Annotated in this window: 20 protein-coding genes; 14 read left to right on the plus strand and 6 right to left on the minus strand. The window is 59.5% G+C overall.

The window, feature by feature from the left end:
- Positions 1-81 precede the first annotated feature (81 nt).
- Positions 82-684 (minus strand): glutathione S-transferase family protein, encoded by a 603-nt coding sequence (locus ACTD9P_RS21700; RefSeq protein WP_056861112.1) that lies wholly within the window; start codon positions 682-684, stop codon positions 82-84.
- A gap of 10 nt (positions 685-694) precedes the next feature.
- Positions 695-1,861, minus strand: a complete 1,167-nt coding sequence (locus ACTD9P_RS21705; protein ID WP_438869307.1) for an aminotransferase-like domain-containing protein — start codon at positions 1,859-1,861, stop codon at positions 695-697.
- Positions 1,862-1,942: 81 nt separating this feature from the next.
- On the opposite strand from ACTD9P_RS21705, the gene ACTD9P_RS21710 reads away from it, so the two are divergent.
- The 3 genes from ACTD9P_RS21710 to ACTD9P_RS21720 all read left to right on the plus strand — a co-directional run bounded on the left by ACTD9P_RS21710 (position 1,943) and on the right by ACTD9P_RS21720 (position 4,662).
- Positions 1,943-2,374, plus strand: coding sequence for a MarR family winged helix-turn-helix transcriptional regulator (locus ACTD9P_RS21710; protein WP_438869308.1), 432 nt, complete (start codon positions 1,943-1,945; stop codon positions 2,372-2,374).
- Between the two features lie 249 nt (positions 2,375-2,623).
- Positions 2,624-3,970, plus strand: a complete 1,347-nt coding sequence (locus ACTD9P_RS21715) for an NCS2 family permease (protein WP_017137842.1) — start codon at positions 2,624-2,626, stop codon at positions 3,968-3,970.
- Positions 3,971-4,035: 65 nt separating this feature from the next.
- Entirely contained in the window at positions 4,036-4,662 is a 627-nt protein-coding gene (locus tag ACTD9P_RS21720; RefSeq protein ID WP_438869309.1) for a LysE family translocator, read from the plus strand.
- Here the strand turns inward: ACTD9P_RS21720 and ACTD9P_RS21725 are convergent.
- Entirely contained in the window at positions 4,652-9,889 is a 5,238-nt protein-coding gene (locus ACTD9P_RS21725; RefSeq protein ID WP_438869310.1) for a dermonecrotic toxin domain-containing protein, read from the minus strand. The two genes, ACTD9P_RS21720 and ACTD9P_RS21725, sit on opposite strands and share 11 nt — an antisense overlap.
- Before the next feature lie 163 nt (positions 9,890-10,052).
- Complete coding sequence (uraH, locus tag ACTD9P_RS21730; RefSeq protein WP_438869311.1) at positions 10,053-10,406, minus strand: hydroxyisourate hydrolase; 354 nt, start codon at positions 10,404-10,406, stop codon at positions 10,053-10,055.
- Between the two features lie 390 nt (positions 10,407-10,796).
- Between uraH and puuE the strand changes: the two genes are divergently transcribed.
- From puuE to ACTD9P_RS21770, 8 genes are all read left to right on the plus strand, one after another.
- Positions 10,797-11,723, plus strand: coding sequence for an allantoinase PuuE (puuE, locus tag ACTD9P_RS21735; protein ID WP_438869312.1), 927 nt, complete (start codon positions 10,797-10,799; stop codon positions 11,721-11,723).
- Positions 11,720-12,235 (plus strand): 2-oxo-4-hydroxy-4-carboxy-5-ureidoimidazoline decarboxylase, encoded by a 516-nt coding sequence (uraD, locus tag ACTD9P_RS21740; protein WP_438869313.1) that lies wholly within the window; start codon positions 11,720-11,722, stop codon positions 12,233-12,235. Before puuE ends, uraD begins: the two co-directional genes overlap by 4 nt.
- 41 nt (positions 12,236-12,276) lie before the next feature.
- Positions 12,277-13,272: an allantoicase gene (gene alc / locus ACTD9P_RS21745; RefSeq protein ID WP_137204239.1), complete on the plus strand. Its 996-nt coding sequence runs from the start codon at positions 12,277-12,279 to the stop codon at positions 13,270-13,272.
- Positions 13,273-13,391: 119 nt separating this feature from the next.
- On the plus strand, positions 13,392-13,895 hold the full coding sequence (locus tag ACTD9P_RS21750; RefSeq protein WP_056861103.1) for an ureidoglycolate lyase: 504 nt from the start codon (positions 13,392-13,394) through the stop codon (positions 13,893-13,895).
- Between the two features lie 51 nt (positions 13,896-13,946).
- A complete protein-coding gene (locus tag ACTD9P_RS21755) occupies positions 13,947-15,245 on the plus strand; it encodes a urate hydroxylase PuuD (RefSeq protein ID WP_438869314.1) in 1,299 nt (432 codons plus the stop codon).
- A 196-nt stretch (positions 15,246-15,441) separates the two neighbouring features.
- Positions 15,442-16,788 carry a nucleobase:cation symporter-2 family protein gene (locus ACTD9P_RS21760; RefSeq protein WP_438869315.1) on the plus strand — a complete coding sequence of 449 codons (1,347 nt, stop codon included), beginning with the start codon at positions 15,442-15,444 and terminating at the stop codon, positions 16,786-16,788.
- A gap of 53 nt (positions 16,789-16,841) precedes the next feature.
- Entirely contained in the window at positions 16,842-17,210 is a 369-nt protein-coding gene (locus ACTD9P_RS21765) for a hypothetical protein (RefSeq protein ID WP_438869316.1), read from the plus strand.
- Between the two features lie 23 nt (positions 17,211-17,233).
- Positions 17,234-18,019, plus strand: coding sequence for an outer membrane protein OmpK (locus ACTD9P_RS21770; RefSeq protein WP_438869317.1), 786 nt, complete (start codon positions 17,234-17,236; stop codon positions 18,017-18,019).
- Positions 18,020-18,128: 109 nt separating this feature from the next.
- Here the strand turns inward: ACTD9P_RS21770 and ACTD9P_RS21775 are convergent, their stop codons facing one another.
- Together ACTD9P_RS21775 and ACTD9P_RS21780 are read right to left on the minus strand one after the other, a co-directional pair.
- Entirely contained in the window at positions 18,129-19,259 is a 1,131-nt protein-coding gene (locus ACTD9P_RS21775; RefSeq protein WP_438869318.1) for a patatin-like phospholipase family protein, read from the minus strand.
- A gap of 29 nt (positions 19,260-19,288) precedes the next feature.
- On the minus strand, positions 19,289-20,224 hold the full coding sequence (locus ACTD9P_RS21780; RefSeq protein ID WP_438869319.1) for a lipid A biosynthesis lauroyl acyltransferase: 936 nt from the start codon (positions 20,222-20,224) through the stop codon (positions 19,289-19,291).
- 118 nt (positions 20,225-20,342) lie between these two features.
- Here ACTD9P_RS21780 and minC point away from each other — a divergent pair, with 118 nt between their 5' ends.
- The 3 genes from minC (at position 20,343) to minE (ending at position 22,352) form a co-directional block, all read left to right on the plus strand.
- Positions 20,343-21,080 carry a septum site-determining protein MinC gene (gene minC / locus ACTD9P_RS21785; protein ID WP_438869320.1) on the plus strand — a complete coding sequence of 246 codons (738 nt, stop codon included), beginning with the start codon at positions 20,343-20,345 and terminating at the stop codon, positions 21,078-21,080.
- A gap of 201 nt (positions 21,081-21,281) precedes the next feature.
- Entirely contained in the window at positions 21,282-22,094 is an 813-nt protein-coding gene (minD, locus tag ACTD9P_RS21790) for a septum site-determining protein MinD (protein ID WP_065887939.1), read from the plus strand.
- A 3-nt stretch (positions 22,095-22,097) separates the two neighbouring features.
- Positions 22,098-22,352, plus strand: a complete 255-nt coding sequence (gene minE, locus ACTD9P_RS21795) for a cell division topological specificity factor MinE (RefSeq protein ID WP_003175252.1) — start codon at positions 22,098-22,100, stop codon at positions 22,350-22,352.
- Positions 22,353-22,447: the final 95 nt, after the last annotated feature.

A 22,447-nucleotide genomic window follows, 5' to 3' on the forward strand; every position in this document is an offset into this window, starting at 1 on the left:
GCGGTATGTCAGTCGCTGATGATTCGACTGATCCACCGCTTTCGCGAGCAAGCCCGCTCCCACATTTTTGACCGCGTGAACTCAATCAAGCATCGCTACATGTTTAGGATGACTGGCCACCCGCGCCAGCCACGCCTGCACACCCGGATAAGCGTCCAGCTCAAACCCACCCTCCTGGGCCACATGGGTATAGGCATACAACGCCACATCGGCGATGGAGAATTGATCGCCCACCAGATACGGGGTCAGTTGCAGTTGGCGCTCCATGACTTTGAGGGCCTTGTAGCCACCTTTGTGCAGCTTCTTGTATTCCTCAAGACGGTCTGCAGGCAAGCCCAGGTAAAACTGGATAAACCGCGCCACCGCAATATACGGCTCGTGGCTGTACTGCTCGAAAAACTGCCATTGCAGCACTTGCGTGCGCAAGCGTGGCTCGGCCGGCAAAAATTCGCTGCCATCGGCGAGGAAGTTGAGAATCGCGTTGGACTCCCACAGGCAGGTGCCGTCTTCAAGTTCCAGCACCGGGATCTTGCCATTCGGGTTCTTGGCCAGGAACTCAGCAGTCTGGGTGTCGCCCTTGAGGATGTCGACATCGATCCATTGGTACGGGATGCCCAGCAGGTTGAGCATCAATTTGACCTTGTAGCAGTTGCCCGACTTGTAATCGCCATAAACCTTGTACATGGGGCTCCCCTTATGCCGCTTGCGCGTGCTGTGCTTGACGGACTACCGCGGCCAGGCGCTTGAGACCTTCGTCCAGGCGGGCCGGGTCGATATGGCTGAAATTGAGACGCAACGAGCCCAGGTGTTGGTCGGGCTCGGAAAAGAACGGTTCACCGGGCATGAACGCCACGTCCTGAGCCAATGCTTGCGCCAACAAGGTGCGGGTGTCGAGCGGCTGTTTCAAGGTCAGCCAGAAGAATAATCCCCCTTGAGGCACTTGCCAGTCGGCCAGGTCGCCAAAGTGGCGCTCCAGCGCCGACTGGAATGTATCGCGACGCTCGCGGTAAAAACTGCGCAATTGCACCAGATGCTGCTGGTAGTGCTCGGTGCCGATCCACTGCATGGCCTGCCACTGGCCAATGCGATTGGTGTGCAGGTCGGCCGATTGCTTGAGCTTGAGCAGGTGCGGGAATAAATCCTCGCTGGCGATCAGGTAACCGACGCGCAACCCCGGCAGCAGAGTCTTGGAGACGGTGCCGGTGTAGATCCAGCTGGCCTTCTTCAAGCGTCCGGCGATGGGCTGGGCACTGGCGCCGTCGAAGCTCAGCTCACGGTAAGGCTCGTCCTCGATCAGGGTCACATCAAACTCATCAAGCAAGGCGGCCACGGCGGCGCGCTTGGCTTCGCTGTAGCGCACGGCGGAGGGGTTCTGGAAGGTCGGGATGAGGTAGATGAACGCCGGGCGACGGCGTTCGAGGCTGGCGCGCAGCGCGGCCAGGTTCGGGCCGTCGGCCTCCAGTTGCACGGTGAGGCAATCGGCGCCGAACAGTTGGAAAATCTGCAAGGCGGCCAGGTAGGTCGGGCCTTCCAGCATGACTTGAGTGCCCTGGTCGATGTACAGCTTGGCTGCCAGGTCGAGGGTTTGCTGGGAGCCGCTGACCACCAGCACCTGACTGGCCTGGCATGGCACGCCCAGGGCGCGGGCCTCGGCGGCGAGCAGTTCACGCAGTTGCGGCTCGCCTTCGCTCATGCCGTATTGGCCGATGTTCAGTGGCAGGTCATCCCAATTCAGTGCCGGCAACATGGCTTCGGCGGGCAGGCCACCGGCGAACGACATCACGTGCGGGCGCTGGGCCGCCGCCAGGATTTCACGGATCAAGGAGCTTTTGAGGCGCGTAACACGTTCAGAGAAGGCCATAGGGTCACCGGTAGCGAAGTCGCGGGCAAATACGTCAAACTGGTTGACCAAAATTACGACGACTCGCGTGGATACGTCAATATGCTTGACCTTAAAAACCAGGGCAGCCAACAGCAAGCCATGGAAGCCTTCTTCTTCGGCTACCAGGCCTTTACCGCCAAGGCCGACGAAATGCTCGAGCGCCGTGGCCTGAGCCGTGTGCACCAGCGCATCGTGTTTTTTATCGCGCGTTACCCCGCCTTGAGCGTGAAGGAGTTGCTGGAGTTGCTTGGCGTGAGCAAGCAGGCGCTGAACATGCCGCTGCGCCAATTGCAGGAAATGCACCTGGTCGACAGCGTTGCGTCCGAGGCCGACAAGCGCAAACGCCTGCTGGAACTGACCGAAGAAGGCCTGCGTTTTGAGCAGTCGCTGCGCCGCGAGCAGGTGAAGTTGTTGCAGCGTGCGTTCAGTGAGGCAGGTGAAGAAGCCGTGGCTGGCTGGCTGGCCGTGAACCAGGCCCTCGCCGGCCAATGATTGTTCCCACGCTCTGCGTGGGAACACCGCCTGGGACGCTCCGCGTCCCGATCAAACGCAAGCCTTTCATCCCCTCGCGCCGACAAAATCGAAAACATTATTTGCTTTATTTGTATACAAAAGCATAATTCGCTTCGTGCGAGTTCCTGACCTATTGGTCAACAAAACCCGCCAGTACCTCAAAGCGCTGCTGCCCACCTCTGTGACCGGCGCTGGAAATAACAATAAAACTCTTGAGGAGTACTTGCTGTGGATAGCCAAAAAACCGAAGCCCCTACGCTGGACCTCGCCCCACCGCAGGGCGGCTGGCTGGAACGCCTGTTCAAACTGCGCTTGCATGGCACCACAGTGAGAACCGAACTGATTGCCGGCCTCACCACCTTCATCACCATGGCCTACATCATCTTCGTCAACCCCAACATCATGGCCGACGCCGGTATCGATCACGGTGCGGCGTTTGTCGCCACCTGCATCGCCGCCGCGCTGGGCTGCCTGTTGATGGGCTTATACGCCAACTGGCCGGTGGGCCTGGCGCCGGGCATGGGCCTGAATGCGTTTTTTACCTACACCGTGGTCGGCACCATGGGCTACCACTGGGAAACGGCGCTGGGCGCAGTGTTTATTTCCGGCGTGCTGTTCATGGGCCTGACGCTGTCACGCGTGCGGGAGTGGCTGCTCAACAGCATCCCCGTAAGCCTGCGCCATGCCATGGGCGCAGGCGTGGGCCTGTTCCTCGGGGTGATCGGCCTGAAGACTGCCGGCATCATCGTCGACAGCCCGGCTACCTTGATCAAACTCGGTTCATTGCACGAGCCTGCGCCGTTGCTGGCGGCGGTGTGCTTCCTGTTGATCGCGATCCTCAGCTATCACCGGGTGTTCGGCGCGATCCTGATCAGCATCATCGCCGTGACCCTCGCCGGTTGGGGCCTGGGCCTGGTGCACTACAACGGCATTCTCTCCACCCCACCGAGCCTGGCGCCGACCTGGATGGCCATGGACATAAAAGGTGTATTCAATGTCAGCATGATCAGCGTGGTATTTGCTTTTCTTTTTGTACACATGTTTGATACCGCAGGTACACTGATGGGCGTCGCGCAACGGGCCGGGCTGGTCAATGCCGATGGCAAGATCGATAACCTGTCCCGCGCACTTAAGGCCGATAGCGCCTCCAGCGTATTTGGCGCCATGGTCGGTGTGCCGCCGGTGACCAGCTATGTGGAAAGTGCTGCGGGCGTGGCCGCAGGTGGTCGCACTGGCCTCACGGCCGTGACGGTAGGCATCCTGTTTGTGGCGGCGATGTTCTTTGCGCCGCTGGCGGGGATGATTCCAGCGTATGCCACCGCTGGTGCGCTGATTTACGTGGCGATGCTGATGATGGCGAGCATGGCCCATATCAATTGGGATGAGGCCACCGACAGCATTCCGGCAATCGTCACGGCGATCATGATGCCGTTGACCTTCTCGGTCGCCGACGGTATCGCCCTGGGCTTTATCACTTACGTGGCGCTCAAGGCCGGCACCGGCAAGTACCGTGAGATTTCTGTCAGCCTGTGGGTGCTGTGCGCGATTTTTATCGCCAAGTTCATCTTCCTGTAGTTCGGGAACGGCTGGAAAACCGCCTCACCTTCGGGTGGGGCTTTTGCATGTAGGGAGAAATGTAGATGAACCTGGATACATGGTTGTTGTTCAGCGGCGCAGCGTTGGTGGTGATCCTGATCCCCGGGCCGTTGTCGCTGTTGATGATCAGCAACAGCCTCAACTACGGCTTGCGCCGTTCGTACCCGGCGTTCCTGGGCGGGGTGTTTGCCTCCATCTGCCTGCTGAGTGCTTCGGCCCTGGGCCTGGGTGCCTTGTTGCTGGCCTCCGAGCAGTTGTTCAGCGCCCTGAAAGTCGTCGGCGCCCTGTACCTGTTTTATCTTGCCTGGCAGAGCTGGCAGCAATCGCGACAACCCGCCCACGGTGCCGAAGTACCGCAGGCACCGCCGGTACCGCGCTTTCGCGCCTTGTTCGGCCGCGCCTTTGTGCTGGGCGCCAGCAACCCCAAAGACATCCTGTTTTTTGCCGCGTTCCTGCCGCAGTTTCTCAGCAGTCAACAGCCGTTCCTGCCGCAACTGCTGATGATGATCGCCACCTGGACCCTGCTCGACCTGCTCTGCAAGCTGGCTTATGGCCTTGGCGCCCACGGCGCCGCACGCTACCTGCGCAGCGGCGCAGGCCAGCGCGGGTTCAACCGCGTGAGTGCGGCACTGTTTGGCGGTGCCGCCACTGCAGCGCTGCTCAAGGGCTGAATGGCGCGATTTTGGCAAAATACACACTGGCGGATTCTGTTGCACGAATTCGCCACTGAATGCCTGCAACTAGCCGGACCAGGCGGTTGTCCGTCATGGCTTGTTCAATGGCGGCAAACTCCACCGAGTAGGGTGAGCGCGAGCTGAAACGGTTGCGAAACCAAGCATCGGAGAGCTGCGGGGCCACCCTGGAGCGCAGGCTGATGTTACGACTGTCAACCCAGTTATTCAGCACAAAATAGACCGCATTCGAATGAGCATGGGTGCAGTAAAAATCCATCGCGCTTGCCCCGCCGTGCCGCCTTGGGATACCCCTGACGACAAATCCATATCCTTCGAGAATCTGCCTGACGGCCGTTTGAGCAGATTGGGCACGAGGTACACCGTTGCCGCGACCACGCCTGCGCAACGTGGGGCTCAGGCTGAAAGGCGGAGTGAAATCCAGCCGCATGCCACCCGGCGCACGCCCATCGAGCCCGATGTTAATAGTGCCCACACCCGGCTCGCCCGCCGGCCTTAGGATGCTCAGCAGATCAACCATGCTGTCCGCGGTTCCCGCCGACGTCCAACGGTCGAGAGTCGCCCTGATATTGAGCAAATGCGTGGCCGTCACCGTCGGGCCCGTGTCGGCCAACTCAGTGAGCCGGTCGGCGACAAACCGCCTGCTGCCCGTAGTCATAGCGGGAAAGGCCCGCCCCACCGTGACGTCCAGGCGTTCATTGAACAGCGGTTGATGTGGCGTCCATAGCTTGTTGGCATCGAGGGTCAACGGTATCGGCTGCTCTGCAGCACCCACACCCAGCCAGCGCTCCATATCCACGCACGCCCTGAACGAAATATCCTGGTTTCTCATGATAAAGACGATGCTCGAAGACGACGCGTTTGTACCCTGAGGCAACAACCGATAGTAATCAGGCCCTAACCGCAAGAGGTCATAGGCCGGAAAACTTGGCGTCGCAGCCACCCGGTATATATGACGGCCGAGGGGTGGCACTTCCGTCAGTGGGTCAGCACGCCGCAAGCCCCAGCCCTGCCAGGAGCTGTTGGCCACAGGCGAGGCGCGTAAAGCCGCTTCCGTGCCCGTGCGCGATGGCGGTGACCAATCCGTTACGCCCCTGGTGGGGGCCCAAGGCTGCCACACGCCTGAACTCGGCCCGGGTGCCGGTGCATCGGCCCCCAACAGCCACTCGCGAGGGTGCTCGATGTGTAAAATCAGTTCATTTTGCCCCTCTCCCTGGCTCTTTTTCAGGCGCAGCCCCCCTTCGTTCTCGCGTGGGTATACCGGGTAAACGTCTTTACCCTCGCGGATAAACTGCTGGCCATTTTTCACATACCGCCCTTTACCTCCCGGCCCCGCCAATTCAACAGCCCCGTCCAGTTCGACAGTGGACTGGAAGTGTTCCAACAGATGCCCGGGTTTGATCGGTGACGGTTTCAGACCTGCGCGCGTCCCCGGCATCAGCCCTTGATGGCGATGCAAGCGCCCCAGCGCGACACGCGAAACGCCCGCGCCCTTTTTTGCGGAAGGACCAAAAGAGGTCATCACGTCGAAGAACGCAAGTATCGTCAAGAACCCCACATCCACAGCGTCATGGGCTGACCCGCTGAAATGATAGCGCCGCGCTGCAAGCAGCATTTCATACAGGCTGATACCCACGCCCAGTACCGGGACAAAGGACAGCAGGCCACGAATCGTCGCGTCGTGCTGCTCCCCCAAACGTTGCTCGCGGTATTGCTCAAGCGCCTTGGAAGATTGGGATTGGGCTTGGGTACGACGTTGCAGATCGAACACCTGGGCGTGGGCCAACAACGCCATTGCATTGGCGCAGGAAGTCGGCACAGCCGCCAACCAATGCTCGGGCTGCGACTCAATCTGCTCCTTGATCAGCGCCTCGACGCTTTGCTGGTCCACCGCCGGCAGCTTTTGCGGGGTCAAAAAAAACTCCACAATCATGGCAACAAAACGATAGAGGCCGGGTTGACCAGACTCAAGCGAGTGAGGCTGGCGGGGTTGCACACGCAGGTCTGCATCGGGGTAGCCGGCAAGCGCTTGCGCCTCCCAGCCAGGTGCCACTTGGCGTGCCAACGCCTTCTGGTTTTCGGCAAGTGCGCCGACAAGATTCAAGGCTTTCTGCGCTTGGGCCAAACCGGCGTAAGCGACAATCACCCGGCTTGCCGCAGCCATGGGCCAATACACCACGCAGAGCTTTGATGACTGGTCATGAATGAACAATACGCCGGCGATATGCCGATCATGTTCGGGGGTTGCGTCCATCAGACGCAGAACCGCCAACTGTACATCGAACCCGTCTTTTTTCAGGTCACTTGCCGACCGAGCCGCCATCGCCAGGGTAAACAGACGCTGGGCTTTATCACCCAAGCCTTGCTGGACCGCCGAGTACAGCTGCATCTGGGCACGCTGCTGCAAAGCCCTATACACCAGGGCCTGCGAGAGTCCTGAGGACACGGCCTGAGTAGACGCCGGCGGATAAAAAGCGTTGAGGATCCGTTTGTCGTACTCCCCCCCAAGGTCGAGGGAAGACAGGGTGTCGATCAGGTAACGCACGCTCAAGCGCTCTTTCCAGGCCGGATCCAGCCAGCGTGCGCGATTCAACCGCCAGCGGGTCCAGGGCGCCTTGGGATCGAGGTTGTGCATGGCCAATTGCAGCAGACTGAAAGTGGTACGCTGGGAACTGACGACCTTTTTTACATCGCGATCGCCCACTGCGCACTGACTCGACCAGCCACACAATTGGGAGCTGACATCATCGGGCAAATCCATTAGAGGTTTGTCGATATCCAGCTGTGGGTAAAGACCGTCCTGAGTCAATCGCGCAATCAAAGCCTTTCGGGCGAATGAATCCAGGTCGGGCAGGTCCCGCCATAGCTTGCTCTGCACCGCAAAAGCATTGATCAGATAGCGGCGAGACAATCGTCTGTAGTGTTTTTGACTGGCGGTTGAGGCAATACCCAGCCACGATGGGAGTTTTTTGGCTTGAGTGGCTGCCGCCTGCAACAGGTTCACATTGGCCAGGGCCAGTGTGCGAGCATCATTGGCCGGTACTTGCAGGCACTCAAACAACTCTTGGGCCAGCAACATACGGCTCAACTGCGGATCGCTTATCTCGCTGAACAACCGGACACCCTTGTCCGCAAGCTTGTTCAATGCAGCGAAATGTTGCATCAGTTTGAGGAACCAGTCTATGAGCATAGTGCGTTTGCTGGCCTCGTAGTTCACCACCAATGGCGCATTCCTGGGCAACGCATGGATCGCAGCCCGCGCCACCTCGCGTTGATCACGCCCGATGCAGCGCCACAACACTGACCCATCGCGGCTTTTCAGGCTGGCCTGAAGGCCCTCGGCAAAAGCGTTCAAGTTATCAAAGGGCACAAGCCCGCCCTGCAGGCCCATTACATATAACAATACTGAGTGTGGGCCGTTCGGTTGAGCCAGGGCCTGATGGGTGGTCACGAGCAAAGCCCCCAACATCGGGTACAGCAGGCTGGACTCGCTGCCGACCGTTACCTGTAACACACAGGTATCAGCGGCACCGTCGCCGGGTACCCAGGACTCACTTAACACGGTTTCCAATCGCTTCAGGTGCACGGAGGGCATCAGGTTTAACTCTTGCTGCATCTGGGCTTCCAGAAGCAAAGCCCGGCGCAGGGCAGCCCCCACCATTGAACCGCGATTCAACGTGTCCTGGGGTTGTTCAAGCCAGAATGACTTTTGAAACATACGCTCGTGCGGGCCATGGGCCCATCGGCTCGCAGCGCTCGCGTGTTCCTGCCATTGCCGCTCGAGGCTCAAGAAGCTTTGATAGGGCGCACTGTTGTTGCTTGCGTCCGTCGGATCCAGCAGGGCCATAAGGCGTTTTTCGTAACGTTTGAGTTGCACTTCACGGGTTTTGAGGGCGAGGTCCGGCGTCAGGCTTGCACACACAATTTCACCACTGCGGCGCCGGCGATCCCACTCCGACAAGGCGTCCAGGCTGCTTCCCAACAAGGCGCTGCGTGCCAGCCGATTTCGCCCTTTTTCGATGAACTTGAGGAAGCGTTTCACATCGGGAGCGGCAGCCTGCCCCACCCCCTGAACGCCCACGGCCGCGTGGTTGATTGACAGTGCACAGGCCACCTCGTTATTCCACTGGCCCTCCAGCAGCTCGGTAGCACTGGCGAGCAATGCGTCTTCCTGGTGCGCACCAATGAGTTGAAGGGTAAACGCCAGGGGTGTTGCGCTAGCCGTGGGACACAGTTCATGCCAGCGCCGCAGTGGCAGGCACTGCCAGAGCGCCCGACTCAACGGACCATTGACCAGCGCAGGCAGATCACACTGCATTCGGTACCAGGAACTGAACTCGTAAAATTCACGAATCAGACCAGGCAGGTAAATGACATGGGGCGTGTCCCCCGCCTCGTCATCACGATAAATATGCAAAGCTCCCGGCACAGGGACCAGCACCTGATTTGTGCCAGGCCATGCCAGCCTGCTCACTTGAATACTCGCCCACTCGCCGGCGGCCTGACGGCGCGCATCGGCGCCAGGAATCTCCATGACGTTACGGACCATGGCAAAGCCGCGGTCCGACAGTTGGTAAACGCGATGTGCCACCAGTGCATTCTCGGCGAACAACGATGTTCGCAACTGGACCCACTGTTGCTTGCGTGTCAGCCAGGAGCCATAGGCCAGTTGCTGCCAATATTCCCGTCCAGCCATCTCAATCTGCCGAAGCAACGCCAAACCTTTCACGCGGGCCAGCGCATCCCAGGCAGTAAATGGCACCAATCGTTCGGGTTCACCTTTGATACTCAAGGACGTGAACTGGCTAATGTCGAGCGGCACGTCGGGTTGAATGAGGAGCGCCAAAGCTTTTTCGGTCAGGTTACTGACTTTCAGGTGAAGGGGCGCCGGCCGAGATTCGGTGAACATCAGCGTGTCAGGGTCAAGCGCGAACGCCTTGCGTAATGCGCCCCGAATAATGCCCAAGACTCTCGGCGCACCCCCGATCAAGTTTCTCAGGGTTTTTACCGACTCTCTGGCCCTGATGTGTGCTTCGTACAGTCGGTTGATTTCACGACTGGGCTGCGTGACCGCGTTAAGTCGTCGGGTCAAGAGTGTGCGAATCGCCGCATCACGCTCCGCGTCCGAGGTTTGCGGGTCATCAAAATCAAGTGCTTGGGCCGCGGCAGCCTCAGCGGCCAACCAGGCGGTGGTATCGGTACTCATGGCGGACTGTTCCATACAGAAAAGCCGAGCCTAGGCACCTCGGCCGCCCCGGGTGCGTTACATAATTGGGCGGCCCGCAAGCCATTCAGAATAAAAAAAGCCCGCAGGGTGGGCGGGCGAAAAACCAACGAAGAGCTTTGGGGGAGTGAAGCGAGGTGACGACTCAGCTACCTCGATAGGTGGAGTAGCTGTAAGGCGAAATCAGTAGCGGCACATGGTAGTGATCCTGCTCGGCGCTGATGCCAAAACGCAGCACAACCACGTCGAGAAACGCCGGTTCCGGCAACTGCACGCCACGCGTGCGGTAGTAATCGCCGGCGCTGAATTGCAGTTGGTAAACACCGCTGCGGTAGTCGTCACCTTGCAGCAGCGGCGCATCGCAGCGGCCGTCGCTGTTGGTGGTGGCAGTAGCAACCCGTTCCAGCTGCGCGCCGTCGACGCGGTACAACTCGACCTGGATATTGCTGCCGGGGCAGCCGTGTGCGGCGTCCAAAACGTGTGTGGTCAAACGTCCCATGGCGTCTACGCGCCTCCTTAAGTCAGTAAAAGATAAACCTGCACTTTTTCAGGGCATCGAAAAAGCCGGCGATGGCTGATTAAGACACTTTTTAAAAAAATTGTACACAATAAAAATCACAAAGTTTTGGATCACCCTGCCAGCGTTGCTCGGAGGAGCATTAAGCGAGTAAACCTTGCTTTTAAACGACCTTTTGTCCATTAGCTGACCAACCAGGCAAGTTTCTTGCTACACCCTTTTAACCGAGTGCTGCAGAAAAAATGCAGAAATGTAGGCTTACAAAGTGACTGATAAGTTGTATACAATCACTCATCGCTGTGACGCCACCCAGTCTTTCCACTGCCCGGCCGCCACACACACTTGCTACCACGAACAAGAAGGAAGACTGCAGTGAGCGCTGACTACCCACGCGACCTGATCGGTTACGGCAGTAACCCTCCTCACCCCCACTGGCCGGGCAAGGCACGCATTGCGCTGTCGTTCGTACTCAACTACGAAGAAGGCGGTGAGCGCAACATTTTGCACGGCGATAAAGAGTCCGAAGCCTTCCTCTCGGAAATGGTCTCGGCCCAGCCGCTGCAAGGCGCGCGCAACATGAGCATGGAGTCGCTGTATGAATACGGCAGCCGTGCGGGTGTGTGGCGCATCCTCAAACTGTTTAAAGAATTCGATATTCCGTTGACCATCTTCGCCGTCGCCATGGCCGCCCAGCGCCACCCGGATGTGATCCGCGCGATGGTCGAGGCCGGCCACGAGATCTGTAGCCACGGCTACCGCTGGATCGACTACCAGTACATGGACGAGGCCCAGGAGCGCGAGCACATGCTCGAGGCCATCCGCATCCTCACCGAGCTGACCGGCGAGCGCCCAGTGGGCTGGTACACCGGCCGCACCGGCCCCAATACCCGCCGGCTGGTGATGGAGGAAGGCGGTTTCCTCTACGACTGCGACACCTATGACGACGACCTGCCCTACTGGGAACCGAACAACCCTACCGGCAAGCCGCACCTGGTCATCCCTTACACCCTGGACACCAACGACATGCGCTTTACCCAGGTGCAGGGTTTCAACAAGGGCGATGACTTTTTCGAGTACCTCAAAGACGCGTTCGATGTGCTCTACGCCGAAGGCGCCGAGGCACCGAAGATGCTCTCCATCGGCCTGCATTGCCGCCTGATCGGCCGGCCAGCGCGCCTGGCGTCGTTGAAGCGTTTTATCGAATACGTCAAAGGTCACGAACAGGTGTGGTTCACACGCCGCGTGGACATTGCTCGTCACTGGCACGAAACCCACCCGTACACGGGAGCGGCGAAATGACTGCGTTCCAGACCCTGAAGCCATCGACCCTGAGCCGCGATGAATTTGTCGCCGCTTTCGCCGATATCTACGAACACTCGCCATGGGTGGCCGAAAAGGCCTTCGACCTGGGCCAGGACGCCTCGATCGACCAGATCGAAGCTCTGCACCAGCGCATGAGCGACATCCTGTTGAGCGCCGATCACGCCAGCCAGTTGGCGCTGATCAACGCTCACCCGGACCTGGCAGGCCGTGCGGCCGTCCAGGGCCAACTGACCCAAGCCAGCACCGATGAGCAAGCTGGCGCGGGGATTCACCAATGCACGGCCGAAGAGTTTTCTCGCTTCACCGAGCTGAACGATGCCTACAAGGCCAAGTTCAAGTTTCCCTTCATCATGGCGGTAAAAGGCAGCAACCGGCATCAGATCCTCGCCGCGTTTGAAACGCGCATTCACAACTCGGCAGACGCCGAGTTCAAATGCGCGCTGGCCGAGATCAACAAGATCGCATTGTTCCGATTACTGACCCTCTAACAGACCATCCCCAGCCACTCTATCTAAGGCAGACAAGAAGAATGAAAGCTTACGCCGTACCTTTCGAAAAGTTCGTCAACCTGGCCGACGCCCGCCTGGGCACCAAGATCCTCTCGGTGACCGATGACTGGTTCGCTGACGCCAACCGCCTGTTCCAGCCGACCCCGGCCGTGTGGAAGGAGGGCGTTTTCGATGACAACGGCAAGTGGATGGACGGCTGGGAGTCGCGCCGCAAGCGCTTCGAAGGCTACGACAGCGCCGTAATCCGCCTGGGCGTACCCGGCTCGATCAAGGGCGTGGACATCGACACTTCATTCTTCACCGGTAACTTCCCGCCATCGGCCTCCCTGGAAGCCTGCTTCCTGGCGTCGGGCGAGCCGGACGCCAACACCCAGTGGGTGGAAGTGCTGTCGGCCGTGGAGTTGCAAGGCAACAGCCACCACTACCACGAGATCAACAACGACCAGGCCTTCAGCCACCTGCGTTTCAACATCTACCCGGACGGCGGCGTGGCCCGTCTGCGTGTGTACGGCGTGCCGTTCCGCGACTGGTCCTCGGTGGGCGACAACGAACAGGTCGACCTCGCTGCTGCCCTCAACGGCGGTCGCGCCCTGGCCTGCTCCGACGAACACTTCGGCCGCATGAGCAACATCCTCAACCCAGGCCGTGGCATCAACATGGGCGACGGCTGGGAAACCGCCCGTCGTCGCACGCCAGGCAATGACTGGGTGATCGTTGCGCTGGGCCACCCAGGCGAGATCGAGAAAATCGTGGTCGACACCCTGCACTTCAAAGGCAACTACCCGGACACTTGCTCGATCCAGGGCGCGTTCGTGAAGGGCGGCACTGACAGCCAGATCGAAACCCAATCGCTGTTCTGGCGCGAGCTGCTGCCTGCGCAGAAACTGGAAATGCACGCTGAACATACGTTTGCCGAGCAGATCAAGGCACTGGGGCCGATTACCCACATCCGCCTGAACGTGTTCCCGGATGGTGGTGTGAGCCGCCTGCGTGTTCTGGGCAAAGTCGCTAAATAAGCGGTGAACCTATTCGCGAGCAAGCCCGCTCCCACAGGGGAATGCATTCCAAATGTGGGAGCGGGCTTGCTCGCGAAGGCGTCAGAACTAACAACACAACATTCGGATAAGAGACAGCCATGCGCACACTAGTGATCGAACCCCTGACCAAAGAAGCCTTCGCCCCTTTCGGAGACGTTATCGAAACCGATGGCAGCGATCACTTCATGATCAACAACGGGTCGACCATGCGCTTTCACAAGCTGGCCACGGTAGAAACCGCCCAGCCTGAAGACAACGCCATCATCAGCATCTTCCGCGCCGATGCGCAGGATATGCCGCTGACCGTGTGCATGCTGGAAAGACACCCGCTGGGCAGCCAGGCTTTCATCCCGCTGCTCGGCAACCCCTTTCTGATCGTGGTCGCGCCACTTGGCGATGAACCTGTATCGGGCTTGGTCCGCGCCTTCGTCACCAACGGCAGGCAGGGCATTAATTACCATCGCGGCGTCTGGCACCACCCGGTGCTGACGATCGAAAAGCGGGATGACTTCCTGGTGGTTGATCGCAGTGGCACCGGCAATAACTGCGATGAGCATTTTTTCAAAGAGGATGAGCGTTTGATCCTCGCCCCCCACCAATAAGAGAAGGCTTGATCACCCGACAACAAGGGTGACAGGCGAGAGGTAAAGACTGTGGAAGCACATTTGATGGAATGGCTGAACCTTAGCGTGCGCTGGGTTCACATGATCACTGGCGTCGCGTGGATCGGCGCTTCCTTCTATTTTGTCTGGCTGGAAAACAACCTTAATCGCGTCAACCCCAAAGACGGCCTGGCCGGTGACTTATGGGCGATCCACGGCGGCGGTATCTACCACCTGGAAAAATACAAACTGGCCCCGCCGACCATGCCGGACAACCTGCATTGGTTCAAATGGGAAGCCTATTTCACCTGGATGTCGGGCATCGCGTTGCTGTGCGTGGTGTTCTACGCCAACCCGACCTTGTACCTGCTGGCCCCGGGCAGCAGCCTCAGCGGTCCGGAAGGTGTGTTGCTGGGCCTCGGCTCGTTGCTGGCCGGCTGGTTCATCTACTCCTTCCTCTGCGACTCCGCACTGGGCAAGCGCCCTGCCCTGCTCGGCCTGATCCTGTTCGTACTGTTGATTGCCGCTGCGTACGGCTTCAGCAAAGTGTTCAGCGGCCGTGGCGCTTACCTGCACGTGGGTGCGGTGATCGGCACCATCATGGTCGGTAACGTGTTCCGCATTATCATGCCCGCCCAGCGCGCGCTGGTGGCGGCCATCGCCGAGAACCGCACACCTGATCCGGCATTGCCGGCCAAGGGTCTGCTGCGTTCACGTCACAACAACTACTTCACCTTGCCGGTGCTGTTCATCATGATCAGCAACCACTTCCCGAGCACCTACGGCAGCCAATACAACTGGCTGATCCTGGCGGGTATCGCAGTGGCGGCGGTGTTGGTGCGTCACTACTTCAACACACGGCATAACAGCCAGAAGTATGCGTGGACCTTGCCGGTCGGCGCGTTGGCGATGATTTGCCTGGCGTATGTGACCGGTCCAAAACCTGTTTCGACTGCACCGGACGTGGCCAAGGCACCTGCCGCCATCGAGTACCAGCCATTGCCCGAAACCGCATTGGGCGGTGGCTTGAAACCTGCCGCACCTGCCGCCCCGGCTGCGGAACCTGCACCGGCACCGGCCCAGGCATCGATTGATTTTGACAAGGTGCATGGCGTGATCCAGGAACGCTGCGCCGTGTGCCATTCGGCCAAGCCCACCAGCCCGCTGTTCAGCACTGCACCCGCCGGCGTGATGTTCGATACCCCGGCGCAGATCCAGCAGCAGGCGGCGCGTATTCAAGCGCAGGCCGTGGCCAGCCAGATCATGCCGCTGGGCAACATCACCCAGATGACACAGCAGGAGCGGGATTTGATCGGCACCTGGATCAACCAAGGAGCGCGCACCAACTGACAGCCTGCTGCAGATCTAAATGTGGGAGCGGGCTTGCTCGCGAATGCGGTGGTTCAGTCACCTGAAGTGCTGAATGACACACCGTATTCGCGAGCAAGCCCGCTCCCACAGGGGATATGCAGTGTTTGAGATATACCGTTTCAAATGGCAATTGAATGCCAAACAACACAACAATAAAAAAGATCCGAGGTGTTGCATGACCGAGTTAGTCGAACCGCAGATTCCCGCCGCACCCGCCATGGTGCGGCTGCCCCTCTTGCAACTGATTCTGGTTGGCCTGCAACACGTCTTGCTGATGTATGGCGGCGCCGTCGCCGTACCCCTGATCATTGGCCAGGCCGCAGGCTTGAGCCGTGAAGAAATCGCCTTTCTGATCAACGCCGACCTGCTGGTTGCGGGCATTGCCACCCTGGTGCAGTCATTCGGCATCGGCCCGGTGGGCATTCGCATGCCGGTGATGATGGGCGCCAGTTTCGCCGCCGTCGGCAGCATGGTGGCCATGGCCGGCATGCCTGGCATCGGCCTGCAGGGCATCTTCGGCGCGACCGTCGCTGCCGGGTTCTTCGGCATGCTGATCGCGCCGTTCATGTCCAAGGTCGTACGGTTTTTCCCGCCCTTGGTAACCGGTACCGTGATCACTGCCATTGGCCTGTCGCTGTTCCCCGTCGCCGTGAACTGGGCCGGCGGCGGCAGCGCTGCTGCAACGTTTGGCTCGCCGGTTTACCTGGCGATTGCCGCGCTGGTGCTGGCGACCATCTTGCTGATCAACCGTTTCATGCGCGGCTTCTGGGTGAATATCTCGGTGCTGATCGGCATGGCGCTCGGCTATGGCTTGTGCGGCCTGCTTGGCATGGTCGACCTCAGCGGCCTGGCCCAGGCGCCATGGGTGCAGGTGGTAACACCGCTGCATTTTGGCATGCCCAGGTTCGAGTTGGCGCCCATCCTGTCGATGTGCCTGGTGGTGGTGATCATCTTCGTCGAGTCCACCGGGATGTTCCTGGCGCTGGGCAAAATCACCGGCCAGGAGGTCACGCCAAAGATGCTGCGCCGTGGCCTGCTGTGTGACGCTGGCGCCTCATTTTTCGCCGGATTCTTCAATACGTTTACCCACTCCTCATTCGCGCAGAATATCGGCCTGGTGCAGATGACCGGCGTGCGTTGCCGCTCGGTGACGATCATGGCCGGAGCATTCCTGATTGTGCTGAGCCTGCTGCCCAAAGCCGCGTTTCTGGTGGCATCGATTCCACCTGCGGTATTGGGCGGCGCCGCCATTGCGATGTTCGGCATGGTCGCGGCGACCGGGATCAAGATCCTGCAAGAGGCCGACATTGCCGACCGCCGCAACCAGTTGCTGGTGGCGGTCAGCATCGGCATGGGCCTGATCCCGGTAGTGCGCCCGGAGTTCTTCGCGCAGTTGCCCCTGTGGATGAGCCCGATTACCCACAGCGGAATCGCCATGGCCACCCTCAGCGCCTTGTCGCTGAACATCCTGTTCAACATCCTCGGCGGTTCGGAACGGCCCGCTGTCGCCCACACGCATTGATTTCACCTGTTAGCAAAAAACAACAAAAATAATAAACAACAGGAAATACCCACATGCACCCTATTCACCTGGGGCCGGCCACAAGCCGCGCCCCATTCTCGCCCCCTGCGCTCTCTAACAGCGCACTTGAGCCAAGGCCTGGGAGCCAGTATTCTCCGCGCCCGCTCGAATCGACTCAAAAAAAAACAGCGAATGTAAAAGCTGACTGCAGGGCCAACTTATCCTGGCCCAATGTCTGCGGCCAACGTGCAGAAAAAACCTCGGGATTCGACTGTATCAAGTGCAGCCGAAGGCCTTTTATTGGTTTTTTAAACACCTTGGCGCAGCTCTTGCTAAAAGCACTAAAGCTGACCAAACAGACGATTTTTGCAGCGAACCAAAAGGCGCCACACCAGAGCGCCTGCGTAGAAAAACAACCATAAAACTTTGACTCGGGAGCAACCGAATGAAACCTATGTTGAAAGGGCTGATGCTGGCAGGATCCCTGCTGGCTGGCGGCCAAGCCGTGGCAGGCGATTTGTTGCAGTGGCAGAACAACAGCCTGACGTACCTGTGGGGCAAGAATTTCACCGTTAACCCGCAGATCCAGCAAACCGTCACCTTCGAGCACGCCGATGCGTGGAAGTACGGCGACAACTTCCTGTTCGTCGACCGCATCTTTTACAACGGCAAGGAAGACGGCAACGTCGGCCCAAGTACTTACTACGGCGAGTTCAGCCCACGCTTGTCGTTCGGCAAGATCTTCGACAAAGACCTCTCATTCGGCCCGATCAAAGATGTGCTGCTGGCCTTCACTTACGAGTTCGGCGAAGGCGATAACGAGTCGTACCTGCTAGGCCCGGGCTTTGACCTGAACATCCCTGGCTTCGACTACTTCCAGTTGAACTTCTATCAGCGCCAGACCGAAGGCAATCGCCCAGGCGATGGCGTGTGGCAGATCACGCCGGTATGGTCGTACACCATTCCCGTGGGCAACTCCAACGTGCTGATCGACGGTTTCATGGACTGGGTGGTGGACAACGACAGGAACGCCCGTGGCACTTACCACGCCAACCTGCACTTCAACCCACAGGTCAAGTACGACTTGGGCAAGGCGTTGCATTGGGGCGAGAAGCAACTGTATGTCGGCTTCGAATATGACTACTGGAAGAACAAGTACGGGATCGAAGATTCCGGCGCGTTCAAGACTAACCAGGACACCGCGAGCTTCCTGGTCAAGTATCACTTCTAAACATTAGTGAAAATCAAATGTGGGAGCGGGCTTGCTCGCGAATGCGGTGTGTCAGTCACTGAAACTGCTGACTGATCCACCGCATTCGCGAGCAAGCCCGCTCCCACATTTAGTTCAGCGTCAGCCCAAGGAATCTGGACAATTCCTCGCGCTTGGCAAGTGCGTCCTTGCGCCCCAGCTCAATCAACTCGCTGCAATACCCCGCCTCGAACAGCAAGTAACTCAACACCCCCGCCCCACTGGTCTTGGTCGCCCCCGGACCGCGCAAGAACAGACGCAACGCCGCCGGCAACTCCTGCCGATGCCGCGCCGCGATTTCGTCGATCGGCTGGCTGGGCGCAATCACCAGCACCTCCACCGGCGCCAACCCGGGCGCAACATGGCTGAATTGGTTCAGACGCTCCAACAGCTCGATATCGCTTTCCAGGCTGTCAATGAACGTGCTGTTGAGCATATGCCCGCCGATCTGCGCCAAGGTCGGCTCCTGGCCAGTGTAGGTACGCTGCATCGACGGTTCATTACCGCGCGGGTTGCCGCTCACGCCCACCACCAGCACGCGGTTGGCACCCAGGTGCAAGGCCGGGCTGATGGGTGCGGATTGGCGCACGGCACCGTCACCAAAATATTCCTGATCGAGCTTGACCGGCGCAAACAGCAGAGGGATCGCAGAGCTGGCCAGCAAGTGCTCAACCGTCAGTTGGGTCGGCACACCGATACGCCGATGGCGCAGCCACGCATCGATCTTGCCGCCACCCTGGTAGAAGGTCACCGCTTGCCCGGACTCGTAACCAAAGGCCGTGACCGCCACTGCATGCAGATGCTTGTTGCGGATCGCTTCGTCGATGCCCGGCAGGTGCAGCTTGTCGTTGAGCAAGTCACGCAGTGGCGTACTGTTGAGCAGCGCCACCGGTACCTGAGCGCCAAACCCCAGCAGGCTATGGCTAAAAAAACGGCTGGCCTGGCGCACCACGCCTGGCCAATCGCTGCGCAATACCAGATGGCTGCGAAAGCCCTGCCAGAATGCTGTGAGGCGCTGGATGGCGGCGGTGAAATCCGTGGCGCCACTGGCCAGGCTCACCGCATTGATCGCGCCGGCCGAGGTGCCGACAATCACCGGGAAAGGATTCGGCGCCCCCGGCGGCAGCAACTCGGCAATCGCCGCCAGCACCCCCACCTGATACGCCGCCCGCGCCCCGCCACCGGAAAGAATCAAGCCTGTGACCGGTTCAGCTGGGCGCATTGCGTCACTCCATAGTGGAAAAGTAGCGGTTACCGGCGACGCGGTTCGTACAGCTTAGCCTCGCCCGGCGGGCGGCTCTTGAAGCGTCGGTGCGTCCACAGGTACTGCTCGGGGCATTCGCGCACCGAGGCTTCAACCCACTGGTTGATGCGCAGGCAGTCAACTTCATCGCTCTCGCCGGGGAAGTCGGTCAACGGCGGGTGGATCACCAGGCGGTAACCGCTGCCATCGGCCAGGCGCTCTTGGGTGAAGGGCATCACGAGCGCCTTGCCCAGCCGCGCAAACTTGCTGGTGGCGGTCACGGTAGCGGCCTGAATGCCGAACAGCGGCACAAAAATACTTTGCTTGGCGCCGTAGTCCTGGTCCGGCGCATACCAGATGGCGCGGCCCGAGCGCAGCAGCTTGAGCATGCCGCGCACGTCATCGCGCTCCACTGCCAGGGAATCGAGGTTATGCCGCTCACGGCCACGGCGCTGGATAAAGTCGAACAGCGGGTTGCCATGCTCGCGGTACATGCCATCGATGGTGTGCTTCTGCCCGAGCAGGGCCGCGCCGATTTCCAGGGTGGTGAAGTGCAACGCCATCAGGATCACGCCCTTGCCATCCAGATGCGCCTGCTTCAAATGCTCAAGCCCTTCGACATGGGCCAGGCGCGCCAGACGCGCCTTGGGCCACCACCAGCTCATGGCCATCTCGAAGAAGGCAATGCCGGTGGACGCGAAGTTTTCCTTGAGCAGCCGTTTACGTTCCTTGGCGGATTTTTCCGGGAAGCACAGCTCGAGGTTGCGCGCGGCGATGCGGCGACGATCAGTGGCCACGCGGTACATGCCGGCGCCAAGTAATCGACCAATGGTCAGCAATGCACGGTAGGGCAACTGGGTAATCAGCCACAACAGGCCGAGTCCCAGCCATAACAGCCAAAAGCGCGGGTGAAAAAATACAGCTCGAAAACGCGGGCGATCCATTACAGATTCCGGTAAAGACAAGGGCCGCGCATTCTACAACGTTCGACTCGGCTTGCGGCCTGTGGTTGTTATCGTTATAAGTCTCGACACTTTTCGTGACAAGCCGCTTTTGCCGACCATGAGCCAAACCGAACCGCTAGACCAAGATCCCGTGTTCCAGCTGAAAGGCAGCATGCTCGCCATTACCGTGCTGGAACTGGCCCGCAACGACCTCGACGCCCTGGACCGCCAGCTCGCCGCCAAGGTCGCTTTGGCGCCGAACTTCTTCAACAATGCCCCGCTGGTCCTGGCCCTGGACAAACTCCCGGCCGGCCAGGGCGCCATTGATTTGCCCGGCCTGATGCGCGTCTGCCGCTCCCATGGCTTGCGCACCCTGGCGATTCGCGCCAGCCGCATCGAAGACATTGCCGCAGCCATCGCTATTGAACTGCCCGTATTGCCACCCTCCGGTGCCCGCGAGCGCCCGCTCGAGCCAATGGAAGGTGAAGTGAAGAAAAAACCGGAAAAACCGCCGGAACCCACGGTCAAGCCTACAAAGATCATCACCTCTCCCGTACGCGGCGGGCAGCAGATTTACGCCCAGGGTGGCGATCTGGTGGTGATCTCCTCGGTAAGCCCCGGGGCGGAACTTCTCGCCGATGGCAACATCCATGTATACGGCCCCATGCGCGGACGTGCCCTCGCCGGCATCAAGGGCGATACCAAGGCGCGGATTTTTTGCCAGCAGTTGAGCGCTGAGCTAGTGTCCATCGCAGGCCAGTACAAGGTTTCAGAAGATTTGCGCCGTGATCCGCTGTGGGGGGCCGGGGTGCAGGTCAGCCTGTCGGGCGATGTGTTGAACATCATCCGTCTTTAACGGATACTGCCGCATTTTCCAAGCATCTCTAGACTCTGATAGCAAAGCGAAACCGGCAAGACTTGTGTAGGAATAATTGGAATTTGGCGTTTCCCCCGCGGAAACCACATCTTTTTCCTACAAAGGCTGTCCGCCTGCAGCGAGTTTCAAGAGATGTTTTTCAGGGACCGAAAAGTCCTTTTTCCTTAGGGGTGAAACACCTTGGCCAAGATTCTCGTGGTTACATCCGGCAAGGGTGGTGTGGGTAAGACCACCACCAGCGCCGCTATCGGTACCGGCCTCGCTCTGCGCGGCCATAAAACAGTCATCGTCGACTTCGACGTCGGTTTGCGTAACCTCGACCTGATCATGGGCTGCGAACGCCGCGTGGTGTACGACTTCGTCAACGTGGTGAACGGCGAAGCCAACCTGCAACAGGCCCTGATCAAGGACAAGCGCCTTGAGAACCTGTACGTGCTGGCCGCCAGCCAGACCCGTGACAAAGACGCACTGACCAAAGAAGGCGTAGGCAAAGTCCTCGCCGAGCTCAAAGAAACCTTCGAGTACGTGGTCTGCGACTCCCCGGCCGGTATCGAAACCGGTGCTCACCTGGCGATGTACTTCGCCGATGAAGCCATCGTGGTCACCAACCCGGAAGTCTCCTCGGTACGTGACTCGGACCGCATGCTCGGCCTGCTGGCCAGCAAATCCAAGCGCGCCGAAGAAGGTCAGGACCCGATCAAGGAGCACTTGCTGCTCACCCGTTACAACCCTGAGCGCGTCAGCAACGGCGAAATGCTCGGTGTTGAGGACGTGAAAGACATCCTCGCAGTGACCCTGCTGGGCGTGATCCCCGAATCCCAGGCGGTCCTCAAGGCTTCCAACCAAGGTGTTCCGGTGATTCTTGACGACCAGAGTGACGCCGGCCAGGCGTACAGCGATGCAGTTGATCGCTTGCTGGGCAAGACCGTGGAACATCGCTTCCTCGATGTTAAGAAGAAGGGATTCTTCGAGCGTATCTTTGGAGGCAACTAAACAATGAAATTTCTCGACTTCTTTCGCGCCAACAAAAAGCCAAGTACCGCGTCGGTAGCGAAAGAGCGTCTACAGATCATCGTGGCGCACGAACGCGGCCAACGCAGTACCCCGGACTACCTGCCAGCCTTGCAGAAGGAACTGGTCGAGGTGATCCGCAAGTACGTCAATATCGGCAACGATGACGTGCATGTCGCCCTGGAAAACGACGGCAGCTGCTCGATTCTGGAACTCAATATCACCCTGCCTGATCGTTAATCGAAAAGGCGGCTGCCACGGCGGCTCGGTCACCTTGATCCCTTTTGGGGAACCGGGTGGGCGAGCCGCCGTTGGCGTTTGTTACGAGGCTGTTT

The organism is Pseudomonas onubensis, assembly GCF_965653655.1.
GTDB lineage: Bacteria > Pseudomonadota > Gammaproteobacteria > Pseudomonadales > Pseudomonadaceae > Aquipseudomonas.

Bases quoted from the DNA above. Each gene is read 5' to 3' on its own strand.
- ACTD9P_RS21725 (WP_438869310.1), bottom strand. From the start codon at position 9,889: ATGAGTACCGATACCACCGCCTGGTTGGCCGCTGAGGCTGCCGCGGCC.
- ACTD9P_RS21700 (WP_056861112.1), bottom strand. From the start codon at position 684: ATGTACAAGGTTTATGGCGATTACAAGTCGGGCAACTGCTACAAGGTC.
- uraD (WP_438869313.1), top strand. From the start codon at position 11,720: ATGACTGCGTTCCAGACCCTGAAGCCATCGACCCTGAGCCGCGATGAA.
- ACTD9P_RS21770 (WP_438869317.1), top strand. From the start codon at position 17,234: ATGAAACCTATGTTGAAAGGGCTGATGCTGGCAGGATCCCTGCTGGCT.
- ACTD9P_RS21760 (WP_438869315.1), top strand. From the start codon at position 15,442: ATGACCGAGTTAGTCGAACCGCAGATTCCCGCCGCACCCGCCATGGTG.
- ACTD9P_RS21765 (WP_438869316.1), top strand. From the start codon at position 16,842: ATGCACCCTATTCACCTGGGGCCGGCCACAAGCCGCGCCCCATTCTCG.
- alc (WP_137204239.1), top strand. From the start codon at position 12,277: ATGAAAGCTTACGCCGTACCTTTCGAAAAGTTCGTCAACCTGGCCGAC.
- ACTD9P_RS21780 (WP_438869319.1), bottom strand. From the start codon at position 20,224: ATGGATCGCCCGCGTTTTCGAGCTGTATTTTTTCACCCGCGCTTTTGG.
- minE (WP_003175252.1), top strand. From the start codon at position 22,098: ATGAAATTTCTCGACTTCTTTCGCGCCAACAAAAAGCCAAGTACCGCG.
- ACTD9P_RS21710 (WP_438869308.1), top strand. From the start codon at position 1,943: ATGCTTGACCTTAAAAACCAGGGCAGCCAACAGCAAGCCATGGAAGCC.
- ACTD9P_RS21775 (WP_438869318.1), bottom strand. From the start codon at position 19,259: ATGCGCCCAGCTGAACCGGTCACAGGCTTGATTCTTTCCGGTGGCGGG.
- ACTD9P_RS21720 (WP_438869309.1), top strand. From the start codon at position 4,036: ATGAACCTGGATACATGGTTGTTGTTCAGCGGCGCAGCGTTGGTGGTG.
- uraH (WP_438869311.1), bottom strand. From the start codon at position 10,406: ATGGGACGTTTGACCACACACGTTTTGGACGCCGCACACGGCTGCCCC.
- ACTD9P_RS21705 (WP_438869307.1), bottom strand. From the start codon at position 1,861: ATGGCCTTCTCTGAACGTGTTACGCGCCTCAAAAGCTCCTTGATCCGT.
- ACTD9P_RS21750 (WP_056861103.1), top strand. From the start codon at position 13,392: ATGCGCACACTAGTGATCGAACCCCTGACCAAAGAAGCCTTCGCCCCT.
- minC (WP_438869320.1), top strand. From the start codon at position 20,343: ATGAGCCAAACCGAACCGCTAGACCAAGATCCCGTGTTCCAGCTGAAA.